The sequence below is a fragment of the Sporofaciens musculi genome, assembly GCF_009830285.1.
In the GTDB taxonomy this organism is placed as follows: domain Bacteria; phylum Bacillota; class Clostridia; order Lachnospirales; family Lachnospiraceae; genus Sporofaciens; species Sporofaciens musculi.
In genome coordinates this window covers 4,463,455-4,477,703 of sequence record NZ_WUQX01000001.1, presented here as the reverse complement: position 1 = coordinate 4,477,703, position 14,249 = coordinate 4,463,455, and the positions used below count along the sequence as shown (strand labels likewise).

General features: G+C 47.3%; 9 protein-coding genes. 8 read left to right on the top strand and 1 reads right to left on the bottom strand.

Annotation, left to right across the window (positions count from 1 at the left end; translation table 11 throughout):
* The first annotated feature begins 124 nt into the window (after nucleotides 1-124).
* The 6 genes from dapF (at nucleotide 125) to GN277_RS22640 (ending at nucleotide 5,647) form a co-directional block, all read left to right on the top strand.
* Complete coding sequence (dapF, locus tag GN277_RS22665) at nucleotides 125-994, top strand: diaminopimelate epimerase (RefSeq protein ID WP_159754094.1); 870 nt, start codon at nucleotides 125-127, stop codon at nucleotides 992-994.
* 47 nt (nucleotides 995-1,041) lie between these two features.
* Nucleotides 1,042-1,464: a GNAT family N-acetyltransferase gene (locus GN277_RS22660; RefSeq protein WP_204162779.1), complete on the top strand. Its 423-nt coding sequence runs from the start codon at nucleotides 1,042-1,044 to the stop codon at nucleotides 1,462-1,464.
* Between the two features lie 209 nt (nucleotides 1,465-1,673).
* The gene (locus GN277_RS22655) at nucleotides 1,674-2,384 is read left to right on the top strand and encodes a LytR/AlgR family response regulator transcription factor (protein ID WP_159754091.1); all 711 of its coding nucleotides are present in this window, start codon (nucleotides 1,674-1,676) and stop codon (nucleotides 2,382-2,384) included.
* On the top strand, nucleotides 2,377-3,861 hold the full coding sequence (locus GN277_RS22650) for a sensor histidine kinase (protein WP_244324850.1): 1,485 nt from the start codon (nucleotides 2,377-2,379) through the stop codon (nucleotides 3,859-3,861). Before GN277_RS22655 ends, GN277_RS22650 begins: the two co-directional genes overlap by 8 nt.
* Nucleotides 3,858-4,685 carry a DUF3879 family protein gene (locus GN277_RS22645; protein ID WP_244324849.1) on the top strand — a complete coding sequence of 276 codons (828 nt, stop codon included), beginning with the start codon at nucleotides 3,858-3,860 and terminating at the stop codon, nucleotides 4,683-4,685. The genes GN277_RS22650 and GN277_RS22645 overlap by 4 nt, the downstream gene beginning before the upstream one ends.
* A 101-nt stretch (nucleotides 4,686-4,786) precedes the next feature.
* Nucleotides 4,787-5,647 (top strand): C39 family peptidase, encoded by an 861-nt coding sequence (locus GN277_RS22640; RefSeq protein WP_159754082.1) that lies wholly within the window; start codon nucleotides 4,787-4,789, stop codon nucleotides 5,645-5,647.
* 115 nt (nucleotides 5,648-5,762) lie between these two features.
* Here GN277_RS22640 and GN277_RS22635 read toward each other — a convergent pair whose 3' ends face one another.
* Nucleotides 5,763-6,932, bottom strand: a complete 1,170-nt coding sequence (locus tag GN277_RS22635; RefSeq protein WP_280178624.1) for an IS110 family RNA-guided transposase — start codon at nucleotides 6,930-6,932, stop codon at nucleotides 5,763-5,765.
* 306 nt (nucleotides 6,933-7,238) lie between these two features.
* Here GN277_RS22635 and GN277_RS22630 point away from each other — a divergent pair, with 306 nt between their 5' ends.
* Both GN277_RS22630 and addA read left to right on the top strand, forming a co-directional pair.
* Nucleotides 7,239-10,586, top strand: coding sequence for a PD-(D/E)XK nuclease family protein (locus tag GN277_RS22630; RefSeq protein WP_159754079.1), 3,348 nt, complete (start codon nucleotides 7,239-7,241; stop codon nucleotides 10,584-10,586).
* A 3-nt stretch (nucleotides 10,587-10,589) separates the two neighbouring features.
* Complete coding sequence (gene addA / locus GN277_RS22625) at nucleotides 10,590-14,246, top strand: helicase-exonuclease AddAB subunit AddA (protein WP_159754076.1); 3,657 nt, start codon at nucleotides 10,590-10,592, stop codon at nucleotides 14,244-14,246.
* The last annotated feature ends 3 nt before the right edge of the window (nucleotides 14,247-14,249 follow it).

The following is a 14,249-nucleotide window of genomic DNA, read 5'->3' as shown; positions in this document are numbered from 1 at the left end:
CATATAGTAAGACGGCAGTATTTGCAATATAATTGGCATGAATTGTGTTGAAATGGGAAATAATGCCTGTTATGATAAAGGTATCCCAAAAGAGCAAGTGTAAAAGATGTATGGAGGTATGTATATGAAGGTTGTATTAGAGCGGTATCACGGACTTGGCAATGATTATGTAGTATTTGATCCGAATAAAAACGAATTAAAGCTGTCCAGGGAGAATGTGAAGATGATCTGTGACCGCAACGCGGGGCTTGGCTCGGACGGAGTGCTGGAGGGACCAATCCTTGAGGCGGACGGGATGCATGTGAAGGTCTGGAATCCGGATGGAAGCGAGTCAGAGACCAGTGGAACCGGCGTACGTATTTTTGCAAAATATCTGAAGAACGCAAGTTATGTCCAGAAGAAGAATTTTAAATTATATACAGACAATGGCCCTGTGGAGGTGACGTTTCTGAACGAGGATGGAAGCCGTCTTAGGGTATCCATGGGACGACTATCCTTTAAGAGTGACGATATTCCTGTGACGGGCGAGAGTCGGGAAGTGATTAACGAGGATATGGTATTTGGAAGAACGCTGTATCCGGTTACCTGCGTATCTATCGGCAATCCCCACTGTATCATTCCTATGCGGGAGATTTCCAAACCCTTGGTGTGCAAGATTGGAGATTATGCGGAGATGGCAAGATATTTCCCCAATCGTGTGAATACGCAGATTATGAAGGTGATTGACAAAGAGAATGTGGCTATCGAGATCTATGAGAGGGGCGCAGGCTATACTCTGGCGTCAGGAACCGGCGCCTGTGCAGCGGCGGGAGTTGCGTATAAACTTGGCATGACCAACAACAAGGTAATCGTTCATATGCCAGGCGGCGAGCTGCAGGTGGAGATTGAGGATGACTGGACGGTATATATGACAGGCGATGTCTTCTATGTTGCGAAGATTACTCTAAGCAATGAATTTGCTGAGAAGTTAAGGAATGTGGACGGGGAAGCATAGGTTTTATGGTTGTATAATCGGGAACATGGGGCAGAAAAAGGAGGCAGATGATGTATCAGATTTATTCGTGCAGCGAAGAAGATAAGAAAAATATCATAGATGGTCTGGTTGCCTATAATCTGACCTGTGTTCCGGCAACACAGGAAGAATTGTTCGTTGATTTGAGCAGGAAAGCAGTTTCAAAGTCTGGGGAGATTATGGGCGGTATCATAGCCAGAATGTATTGTTGGGGCTGTGTGGACGTGGATGCACTTTGGGTTTCAGAAAAATACAGGGGAATCGGACTTGGGAAGACGCTGCTTTCGCAGGTGGAGGCATCTGCCCGTAAGAAGGGAGCCTGTCTTATACATCTGGACACCTTTGATTTTCAAGCGCGGGGATTGTACGAAAGTCAGGGCTACGAAGTGTTTGGTGTGCTGAAAAACTGTCCCCCAGGGCATGAACGATATTATATGAAAAAATGCTTATAGTTTTCTGTTACGCGATTATGAGTGGATTTTTTATGAATCCACCCTTTTCGGCGTTATCTTTTTGCGGAAAAATCAGAAGATGCAAAAAGTCGCAAACATCTTAAATTTTATCTTTTCATTCCCCCAAATAAAGCCTTTCATTCCTTTTTTCCATTAAATTTATATTTTTTGCCGATATAAAATATGAGCAATCCAAAAGAGGTGAGGATATGAATATAGCAGTCGTGGACGACGAGCCTGTCATCAGAAAGCAGATGGTGAATTTCATACAAAGCCAGAATCCAGAGTATAGGGCGTATACCTTTGCCAATGGAGAACAACTCCTTGCAGCTGCTGAGAAATTCGATATTATTTTCCTGGATATCCGGATGGAGGGCAGAGGTGGGATTGAGACGGCGAGAGAGCTTCGCAGAAGGCAGATCGAGACAATCCTGATTTTTCTTACAGGTCTTAAGGAGTATGTATTTGAAGCTTTCGACGTGTCAGCCTTCCATTATCTCTTAAAGCCTATAGAAGAAAGAAAACTTTCAGAGGTATTGAGCCGCGCGGCTCATGAAGTAAAGAAGAAAAAGGCAGCAAATCGGGAGTGTCTGTTTATTCGGACGAAGAAACGCCATCTTACGATAGACCAGAGCAGGATTCTTTATATCGAAAGTCGGGCGAAGAAGGTGGAGCTTCACACCATGGATGAGGTCATAGAAATTTATGCCGCTATGAACGAGCTGGAGGAACAGTTGGGAGAAAGCTTCTACCGGTGCCACAGAGGGTATCTAGTGAATATGGCGTACATTGTGGAGTACGGATTGGACAGCATTAGTCTTTTGGGCGGCGGGAAGGTTTATCTGTCGAAGAAGAAACACGGGGAGTTTGTGAAAGCCTATATGTGGTATCTGCAGAATGGGGGAGTGTCTGTTGTCTGAAGGGCTGGAGAAATATTTTCTTCTGATCGAAATATTGCTGTTTCTTGCACAAGGGCATTGCCTACAGTATTTTTGGGGAAGCTTTCTGGAATACCGGATGAAAAACAGGTATGGCGGTGTATGGGTCATGGTTTTATACGCAATATCCAGGATGTGTATGAGCTATCTTTGGTCTGTCCAGTTTGGTGGCTTGGCAGCCATGGGAAAACAAATCGTGGCGTTGTGTATCCTGGCAGTTCTGGCGTTCTGCTTTTACCGAGGGTCCCATGCTCTGACCCTGTTCCTTGTGACGTCGTTTCAGGCAGTCATCGAGATTAGTGTTTATGTAGTGGTGGTACTTATGGACTACCCCATGGACGGGGTAATGAGTCTGTGGAGCTGGTGCGTCAGAGAGGGGCTGATTACCTCTGTCAAAGCCCTTCAGCTTACATCGGAAATATGTACGGCAGGAATGCATTTCTTACAGGTGACGGCTATCGTTCTGCTGCTTCGTGTCTCCCTTGGAAGAATCGTTAAGGATTACAGGGAGAAGGACTACGCAATCCGAAGGACTGAGCTTATGTTTATTCTGACTCCGGCTCTGGCAGGGCTTTTATTGTGTACGCTGCTTCGGATTATCATCATTTCTGTGGAGGATGACCGCCAGGAATTTTTGTATCACAGGTATCCTATGCTGATTGTGGTGCTGCCTGCGATTCTTCTAGTATCCTTATTGTCGCTGCTGTATGGGGTGAAGGCCTTTCAGGATATCATTCGCCTGAACAGGGAGAAGAACAGCAGAAGCATTTTGCAGAGGCAGGTCATTAGTATGCAGGAGAATATGGGAGAGATGGAGAGAATCTACTCTGGTATTCGCAGTATGAGACACGATATGAAAAATACTCTTGGAATTGTTATGAGCCTTGCCGCTAAAAACGGGAGGCAGGAGGAATTACAGGGCTATTTATGGGAGATACAGAAGCGGTTGGATGATTTGGAGGTGCGATTTCGGACAGGAAATGCTGTGGTGGATGCACTTCTGACCATGAAATACCATGAAATCATGGGAGCAGTACCAGAGCTTTCCTTCCATACAGAGCAGCTTCTTTTTCCAGACAGGATGGAGGTTAAGGGCTATGATATGGGGATTATTCTGGGAAATGCCCTGGATAATGCCCTGGAGGCTTGTGTGAAGCTTAAGAAAAAGGAGAAGGGAGCGGAGACCTTTATTCGGATTGCTTCTTTTCAAAGGGGAAAACTGCTTTTTTTGCGTATGGAGAACAGCTTCGACGGGAATATCATCCGAAAACCTCAGGCGGATTTTCCGGCAACCGAAAAGGCTGACAGAGAGCTGCATGGTATTGGACTTGTGAATATTAGAAATGCGGCAAAGAAATATCAGGGGACTGTGGACTGGAAGGTAGAAGGCAGGACGTTTATTCTTGCCGTGATGTTAAAAGATGAAAGGAGAGATGGAGGATGCGAGGAGGATATGTGAATACAATTGAGGATCTGCGTTCTGGACATTTTAAGAATTCTTACGGTGTGGAGGGAATGCTAATTACAGGAGATCCCAATCAGAAAAGAATCATTGACGTATCGGACGAGATGAAAGAGCTTGTGTTTGAAAATGTGAAAATGGCATACTATAAGTATAACGGGATGTCGGGAGATAACCAGGCAGAGGAGGAGGCCTACCACGGTAAACGCAACGAGTATTACAAGACCCTTGCGCGGGATGACCGTGTGGCTGCGGCATGGACTCTGAGCAAGTTTGAGCAAAAGCTGTCCCGTGAGGTGTCAGGTGCCATCAAAGAGAAGCTTCCTGGTTGGAGTGCAGGACAGGAGGTCCCAAAGGACATTCTGGATGAGATTTTTGCAGATGAGAAGATAACGTCTCTCATGACAGAAGATATCAAAGAAGTGCTGAACGGCAGCGCTTTGCAGGTAAATGAAAAACAGCAGCCCAGAGAAGACCAACTGCTCATAGGCCAGGAGAACATTGACGGTGTCAAAGAGGAGAATGATCAGGAAGAGGATTCTGAAAAACGTTCTGGAAGAGTAGCCTTTAATCAGGGGAAACGCGCGCGGCAGTTGGCTTCGGCAAAAAACGCGTCCCAGGTTCAGATGGTGATTGGCCTGCTGAAAAAAGATTTGTCGGACTGTGAAAACGGAGTGGCCAATGATATGTGCGACGAGAATGAGGTCGCAAAGGTCAAGGCCATGCTGCAGAAGGCAATGGAGCGTTTAAGCGAGGTTGCAAATGTAAGCGAAGAAGAACAAAAAGGGGGAGATAGTTTCCTCATTAATATGCTGATGTAAAAAATTTCTGTTGTGAATATCCTCAAAATGATTTAAAATATAGAGAGAAGTATTGCAAGAACAATCGTAATATTTTAAGGAAAAGGAGTATGAGGATTAGCTTGAAGAACAGACAAAAGACCAAGAGAGCGGCTGTTATCTGCCTGGCAGCCGCTTGCGCCGCGGTTCTTTTAAACCCTGCAGGGACTAAGACGGTATATGCCGCGGAACAGTCATCGAAGGACAGTGACAAAGAGTCAGAGCTTTCACGACTTAAACTATCAGAAGACCTGGCGCCGGATGTGATGGAGAGTGCGCTCAGGATAGTGACAATGGAGGGAAAGATCATTACAGCGATTACCGCATTTCCACGGAGGACAGATTATTCTCTTCCATCTTTTCCGGAGGTGCTTCAGAATCCTGAATTGCCCAAAGGCTGCGAGATTACAGCGCTGACCATGATTTTGAATTATTATGGTTTCGATATTGACAAGACCGAGATGTCGGACAAGTATCTGCCCAAAGCGCCTGAGAACCTTCGCTATGGAGCGGACGGGAGACTTTTGGGAACGGATTTGAATCATTATTTTATCGGGGATCCGGCAGGAGACGGTCATGTCTGCGGTACAGGGGCGATTATAACTGCCGCCAACACCTATCTGGGAGAGCAGGAGAGCTCCAGACGTGCCATCGACCAGAACGGGGCTACGCCAGAGAAATTATATCAGCTAGTGTGTCAGGGAATTCCCGTGATCGTATGGGTGACCATCGGCATGGAGAAGCGCAGGCCGACAACAGGGTGGAATACAGAAGAAGGAGCCTTTGTGGAGTGGAGTACTAACGACCATGCAGCGGTATTGGTAGGGTATACCGAGAAGACGGTCAAGATTGCAGACCCGCTTAAGGGGTTGGTGGAATATGACAAGGAAGACTTCGAGGCATCCTTTATTTCACGTTCTAATCAATGTGTTATCCTTCAGTAGAAAGACCAACTATTAAAAGTCAAGTAGATAATTGAAAAAATTCAAAAGAAATTTTGTAAAAAAGAGTATGACAATAAGGCCTGCTGTCAGGCAAGCCGGCATGGGTTAAAAGGATTTACACTTTTGGAACGTAAGGCCGATTGTTTTTTAGGACGGCATAAATGATGTTGCACATTTTTCTAGCAACAGCTCCAACACATGTCAAATGATGTTTGCCTTCTGCCCTCTTTTTCTGGTAATAGACACTTAATACGGGGTCTCTAAAAGAAGCGATTAGAGCGGACTGAAAAATGGCTTTCCGCAAATAAGGTGATCCGCGTTTGCTCATTACATTGTGGGCTGCTTCAAATTCACCGGATTGTGTAACAGTGGCATCGAGACCGGCAAAAGCCACCAGCTTTCTGGGGCTGTCAAATTTGGAGATATCGCCTATCTCGCTAAGAATGGTCGCTCCTGTGACAGTGCCAATTCCAGTAATGGTAGTAATGGGGGATTCCAGTTTTTCCATGATACTGGAAATTTCCGCTTCCGTTTCTGTTACCTGTTTTTCAATAAAAGAAATCTGCTCGATCAGTGATTTGAGCTGGAACGTGAAGCTGTTTTTGGCAAAGGTAACGCCGAAAGAAGAGGATGCAGCAGCTTTTAACTGTTCCGCTTTCGCAGCGCCGACTTTCTGTCTGCTAAGTTGTGCAAGAAGTTCCGCCAAGGTTTCAGATGAAACCGATTCAAAATCAATCGGTGAAGAAAACTGGAGAAGGATTTCTTTTGAGGTCTTGCCGAAAATGTCGGAAAAGATGGACTGGTATTCGGGGAATACCTGATCCAGAACACAGACAACTTTCCGTTTTAAATCACTGATGGATTCCACAAGATAAGTGCGGAAGCGAGTCAGGGTACGCAGAGAAAACAGAGCTTCGTCTGCAAGCCTGGTTTCCACGAACTGCCCATACCGGATCAGGTCAGCGATCAGGAGGGAATCAATGATGTCATTTTTGCGTTTGCGGATTTCTGTTCCCCTGCGCCATCCATCGGTTTGGATAGGGTTGATAACATGGAGAAGGAAACTTTTCTCAAAGAGGAAAGAGTAAACGGAAAGCCAGTAGTGGCCAGTAGCTTCCATACCGATCTCAAAATCAGAGGGGTTTAAAGAATAAGAAGCGAGTTTGGAAAACAACGCATTTCCGCCATCCGAAGTATTGGGAAAGGAAAAAGCTTTGAATACTACTTTGCCAGTATCATCCATCATGGAAGCAACATGATTATTTTTACCAATATCAATGCCCACAAAAACATAAGAACACCTCGAAAAAAGATTTCAGATTGGGAGACCACTCATCTAATAAGCGCCACTACCTTGTGCTAAATACGGAGAGAAGCCATAAGGCAACCAACATCCAACTCATACGCGGAAAGCTTATTAGAGAGAGGGATCAGTCTTTCAAGTACGAGCAGAATCGCTCAAGGAGAAAACGATCATCCTCTCAATCTAATAAAACAATTATCTCCTATCAGACTGGAGATGTAAAGAAGTAGGTCTAAGGGTTTATAGGTATCCCTCGAACAACCTAAATACATTATACAAGGAGAAAAGATGTCGCTTCAGTTTATATTTGGGCCGTCGGGCTCAGGAAAATCACACGGCTTGTACCAGTATATCGTGGAGGAATCCATTTCCCATCCACAGCAGAATTATGTAGTGCTGGTGCCTGAGCAGTTTACCATGCAGACGCAGAAGGATTTGGTTACGGCCCATCCAAGACGGGGAATCATGAATATCGACGTCTTAAGCTTTGGGAGGCTTGCCTACCGTGTATTCGAGGAGATTGGCGGTGACATGCTTCCTGTGCTGGATGATGTGGGAAAGAACCTGATTCTTCGGAAGATTGCAGGAGATTATGAAAAAGAGCTTTGGGTGCTTAAGGGCAATATGAAGAAACTTGGATATATTACTGAGGTCAAGTCTGTGATTTCAGAATTTACCCAGTATGACATCGGAGAGGATGAGCTCCTTAAAGTCATGGAATCTGTGGGCAGCCAATCAAGGCTCTATTATAAGCTTAAAGATATACAGGTGTTATATAAAGGGTTTACCGAATATCTGAGGAGGAAATATATCACAAAAGAAGAATTACTTGATAGTTTAAGCCGGATAATCTGCCAGTCAAAGATGCTTAAGAACAGCGTCGTCGTGCTGGACGGGTTTACCGGCTTTACGCCTGTACAGAATCGGCTGCTTCTGGAGCTTATGCGCCATTGCCGTAAGGTGGCTGTGACGGTGATCATGGATGAGAGGGAGGACCCCTTTGTGTACAGCCATCCTTATCAGTTGTTTGCTCTTAGCAAGCATATGGTGTGTACGCTTATGCGTCTTGCCAAAGAGAGCCGGATTGAGGTGGAAGACCCTGTCTACAGATACGAAAGACCCGTATACCGTTTTCGGGGGAATGAACCCATGGAATTTCTGGAAAGGAATCTGTTCCGTTACAGGACAGGGATATTTGGCCAAGAGCAGGACGCTATCCGTATTCATGCCGCACGAACCCCCTGGGAGGAATCGCTGGCTGCCGCCGGAGCCATTCGTCGTCTGGTTCGGGAGGAGGGACTTCGTTTTCGGGAAATCGGTGTAATCGTAAGCAGCATGGAAGCCTACGGGGATTATCTGAAACGAGCCTTCGATTTGTATAACATTCCGGTATTCATGGACCATAAGCGCAATATTTTGCTGAATTCTTTCGTGGAATACATAAGAAGTCTTCTGAATATGGCACAGAAGAATTTCAGCGACGAGAGCGTCTTTCGTTTCCTTAGGACAGGTCTTGCAGGATTTTCGTCTGAGGAAGTGGACGAACTTGAGAACTATGTCTTGGGACTTGGAATCAGAGGCTATAAAAGGTGGCAGGAGAAATGGCTTCGCCGTCTGAAATATATGGGGGAGGATGAGCTTCATCGTCTGAATCATTGTCGGGTCGCACTGGTGGAGAAGGTGGATTCCCTGATGTTTGTGTTAAAGCAGCGAAAAAAAACGGTAAAGGATATCACCCTTGGGGTGTATGAATTTATGGTAAAGGAGAACCTTCAGGTTCGGCTGAAAAGACAGGAGGAGGAGTTTCAGGCTGCGGGCCAGCTTGCCCTTGCCAGGGAGTATGCCCAGGTGTACCGAATCGTGGTGGAGTTGTTTGATAAGTTTGTAGAGCTTCTGGGAGATGAGCCGGTTACTCTGGAGGAATACTGTCAGCTTTTGGACGCGGGGCTTGAGGAGGCCAGAGTAGGTGTGATTCCGCCCAGTACAGATCAGGTGGTGGCCGGAGACGTGGAGAGAACCAGGCTTAAAGATATCCGCGCCTTGTTTTTTCTGGGGGCCAACGACGTGCATCTGCCAGGAGCCCTCCTTCGCACAGGGCTTTTGTCTGAGCGTGACAGGGAATATTTCCAGAAGGAGAAGCTGGCGCTTGCGCCGGGGGGAAAGGAGAAGGCATATGTCCAGAAATTCTATCTCTATATGAACCTGACTAAGCCGTCTGAGCGACTTTTCATCTATTACAGCAAGGTATCTTCGGCTGGTAAAACCATTCGACCGGCTTATTTGATTCAGGAGCTTCGCAGGCTGTATCCAAAGCTTAGGGTGCAGGATGAGGAGAAAAAGAAGCTGCCTGAAAGGGAGTTGACGGAGGAATTGGGGCTTGACTGGCTGATTCGCGGCTTCCGAAACGGAGATAAGGGCATGGATGATGTCTGGAAGGAGCTTTATACCTGGTACAAAAAGGATGAAAGATGGCAGAAGAAGGTTAAGAGCCTGTTGGCAGCGGGGTACTACCGACGTCCCATGGACGGATTGACCCAGCGTGCTGCCATAAGGCTTTATGGGGAGAATTTTGAGGACAGCATTACTCGTGTGGAGCAGTTTTCCGCCTGCGCCTTCGCACATTTCCTGACTTACGGGTTAGGATTACGGGAGAGGCAGCTATACGAGTTTCAGGCTGTGGATTTGGGAAATGTCTGCCATGGCGCCCTTGAGAGGTATTCTAAGAAGGTGGAGGAGAAGGGCTATGACTGGGTTGAGCTTCCAGAGGAAATTCGGAAACAATATGTAGAGGAGAGTGTGGAGGAAGCAGTCGCCAGCTACGGTAATTCTGTACTCTACCGCTCCGCCCGCGACGAGTATATGATTGAGCGCATGAAGCGGATGCTTGGGTGTACGGTGTGGGCGCTGACCCATCAGCTAAAAGTGGGAGACTTCCGCCCGTCGGCATATGAGCTTAGGTTCTCCTACGGGAAGATTGACAGGGTGGATATCTGCAGGGAGGATGACACAACCTATGTGAAGGTGGTAGATTATAAGACCGGAAGTAAGGCGTTTGATATTATTTCCCTGTATCACGGCTTGCAGCTTCAGCTTATGGTGTACATGAACGGGGCTGTTAAGCTGGAAAAAGAGGGGCATCCTGAACGTGAAGTGGTTCCGGCGGGAGTATTCTATTACCGGATTAAAGACCCGCTGGTGGAGAAGCTTGCAAAAGAGGAGATAGAGCAAGCCATTTTAAAGGAGCTGCGTCCAGACGGGGTGATTAACTTAAGGGATGAGGTGCTTATGCATCTGGATCATACGAAGAACGAAGAATCATACGCTGTTCCTGTAAAATATAACAAGAACGGCAGTCTGGCTAAAGGCTCGAAGGCCGTACCAGAGGAGGAATTTCGTCTGATGATGGCTCATGCCGCCCGAAAGGTTAAAGAGGCCCATGGGAAGATTCTTGAGGGTATAACCGAGGCCCTCCCTTATCGTAAGGGACAGGAAACGGGGTGCGATTACTGCCGGTACAGGCATATCTGCGGATTTGACCGGAGGATTCCTGGGTATGTATATCGGGAGATTGAGAAGGTCAGTAAGGAGGAAGTTCTTAAAGCCATGAAGGCGGACGATGGAAATGGGGAGACATAGATTATGGGTGTAACATGGACGAAGGAACAGCAGCAGGTCATTGACTTAAGGGACAGGAATATTCTGGTGTCAGCGGCGGCAGGTTCGGGTAAGACGGCGGTTTTGGTAGAGCGTATTATTTCTATGCTGACCGTTGACGCCAATCCTGTGGATGTAGATCGTCTGCTAATTGTGACATTTACCGAAGCTGCTGCCGGAGAGATGAAGGAGAGGATTCGGGGGGCGATCGAGAAGAAGCTGATAGAATGTCCGGACAATGAGCATTTGAAACAGCAGGCAACTCTGATACATAATGCTCGGATTACCACGATTCACAGCTTCTGTCTGTCTGTTGTGAAGGATCATTTTCACGCTATTGATATAGAGCCGGGCTTTCGCACCGGAGAGGAGGGGGAGCTTAAGCTTCTGCGCCAGGAGGTGCTTGGAGAGCTGTTGGAGGAGAAGTATCAGCAGAAAAGCCAGCGGTTTCTTGATTTTTCCGTGGCCTATGGAAACGGCAGAGATGACAAGAAGATAGAAGAACTGATTCTGAAAATCTATGAATTCTCCCGCAGTTATCCAGATCCAGAGGAATGGATTCACAGATGTATGGACGCATATGGCGCCGAGACCATAGAAGAATTGGAGGAAAGCGAATCCATCCGTCTGGCAATGGGGCATACCATGGAATATCTAAGGGAAGCCCACTGTCTTCTGGAAACAGGGCTTGCTATCTGTCAGGAGGCTGACGGCCCGTCTGTCTATGAGACCACGCTTCTTTGTGACCAGCAGTTGATAGAGAGGCTTATGTCTTATGATTCTTTTGAGAAAATGACAGAGGCCATGGCCGACATCCACTGGGCGCGTCTTGCCGTTAATCGGGATAAGACGGTGTCCGAGGATAAGACGGCGCAGGTCAAGGCGATACGGGACCAGGTTAAGGGGCTTGTAAAAGACCTGGCTGGCCAGTATTATTACCAGAGCGCACAGGACATGCTTGAGGATCTGCGGACATGCCGCCCTGCCATGAAGGAGCTTGCCCAGCTAACGCTTCTGTTTGCTGTGAAGTTTGAGGAAAAGAAACGCAGCCAGAATATGATTGATTTTTCAGATATGGAGCAATATGCGCTGCGGATTCTCACGGAGAAGACAAAGGAGGGGTTTCGTCCGTCAAAGGTGGCGCAGGAGTATCAAGAGCAGTTTCAGGAGATTATGATTGACGAGTATCAGGACAGTAATCTGATACAGGAGACCATACTTACCAGTATCTCGTCGGTGTGGTCAGGGCGTTACAATATCTTTATGGTGGGGGATGTGAAGCAGAGTATTTACCGCTTTCGTCTCTCAAGACCAGAGCTTTTTATGGAGAAATTCCATACTTATAAGGTTAGGGAGTCTGAAGATGAAAAAAATGAAAGCTGCATCAAACAGAGGATCGACTTACATAAGAATTTCCGCAGCAGGAGGGAAGTCTTAGACAGCGTGAACTTTATTTTCAGAAAGATTATGACCAGCAAGCTTGGCGGGATTGTCTATGACAGCCAGGCGGCTCTGTACGTGGGAGCAGATTACGGGGATGGCGAAAATCTTGAAACAGAAGTGCTGGTAATCGACAGTAACCTTAAGGAATGGGAGGAGGACGTTAAGGAGTCAGGCACGTCGTCTATTCCTGTTACAGACCGAGAGCTTGAGGCCCGCGCAATCGCCGGACGGATACGCAGGCTTTGTGAGCAGCATCAGGTTGTGGATAAGAAGACGAAGGAGCTGCGTCCGGTTCGTTACTCGGATATCGTGATACTGACAAGGAGTGTGAAGGGCTTTGCAGATGTGTTTACAGAGGTGCTGAACCGAGAAGGGATACCTGCGTATGCGGGAACCAGGGAGGGGTATTTTGCCACCCAGGAAATCGGTGTTTTGCTGGATTATCTGCGCGTCCTTGACAACCAGCGTCAGGATATTCCCCTGGCGGCGGTTCTCGCCTCGTCCTTTGGCGGCATGACGGAGGAGGAACTTGCGGTTGTCAGGAGTGAGTACAAGGAGCTTCCCTTCTGTCAGGCAGTCGCCTCCTATCGGGTTTTGGGCAATGACCCGACAATTAGGAGAAAACTTGAGGAATGTCTGGGGCAGATGGAGGTATTTCGCAGAATCGTACCCTATACGCCGATTCATGAACTGCTGTGGAGACTTCTGGAGGAAACGGGATATGGGGACTATGTCTGCGCCCTGCCTGGGGGTGAGCAGCGTCAGGCGAATCTAAATATGCTGGTGGAGAAAGCAAGAGCCTATGAGTCAACCAGCTACAAGGGGCTGTTCCATTTTATACGCTACGTTGAGCAGTTACAGAAATATGATGTAGATTACGGTGAGGCGAGTATCGAGGATGAACAGTCTGATACAGTGCGGATTATGACGATTCATAAGAGCAAGGGACTTGAGTTTCCCATTGTGTTTGTGGCGGGCATGGGAAAAGGGTTTAACATGCAGGATGCCAGAAGCAGCGTGGTCCTTCATGCTAGAATGGGCGTGGGGCTTTCTGCTATTGATATTGAGAAGAGAACCAAGAGCTCTAGTATCGTTAAGAAGGTGATGCAAAAGGAGGAGGCGTTAGACAGTCTGGGGGAAGAACTCAGAGTATTGTACGTCGCATTTACCAGGGCACAAGAGAAGCTGATTATTACCGGTACAATCTCCAATTTGGAGAAGAAGCTGGCGGACTGGGACAGAGGCAGCGCAAAGGATGAGGAGGCTCTGTCCTTTGGTCGGTTAAGTAAGGCGGGTACTTATTGGGACTGGCTTCTTCCTGCGTTAGCGAGAATTCCCAAGGATGTGCCCATAGTAAAAAAGATATTGACCTTTAAGGACATTGTGGGGGAAGAAGTGAAGGAGGAGATTACCGGCCGTATCACGAAGACGATGCTGGAAAGGTGGGATACAGAGGTGATCTATGAGCCAGAGATGCATCAGGCGCTTAATGAGCAGTTTTCCTATCGTTATCCCTATGCAGAGAGCCGCCATCAGAAGTTGAAGTTTACAGTATCAGAGTTAAAGAAGCGAGTCTATCTGTTGGAAACCGCAGGGGAGGAAATAGGGGAGATGGGGGAACTGCCTTACGAGGAGCCGGATGTGGTTCCTTTGGTTCCAAAGTTTCTCCAGGATGATGAAGAATTGACCGGCGCCTCCCGTGGTACAGCGTATCACAGGCTGATGGAGCTTTTGGACTTTTCAAAGGAGTACGATGCAGAGAGCCTTTTAGAAGTTGTGGGACGCTTTACGAAGGAGGGGAAAATGAAACAGGATATGGCGGATTGTATCCGTGCGGAGGATATCCTGGGCTTCCTTAAAAGTCCGGCAGGGCTTCGGATGGGGGAGGCGGCGAAGAAGGGAAGGCTTTGGAAGGAGCAGCCCTTTGTCCTGGGAGTTGACGCAAGGGAAATCTATTCCGACGAGCAGGAGGGCGAGCTGATTTTAGTACAGGGAATCATTGACGTGTACTTTGAAGAAGACGACGGACTGGTGGTGCTGGACTATAAGACTGACAGGATTTTTAAGGCAGATGAGCTGGCGGAGAAATACCATGCCCAGCTTGACTACTATGGTAAGGCATTGGAGCAGATGACCTTAAAAAAGGTAAAGGAGAAGATTATCTATTCCTTTACCATAAAAAAGGAGATTGAGGTGTGAGGG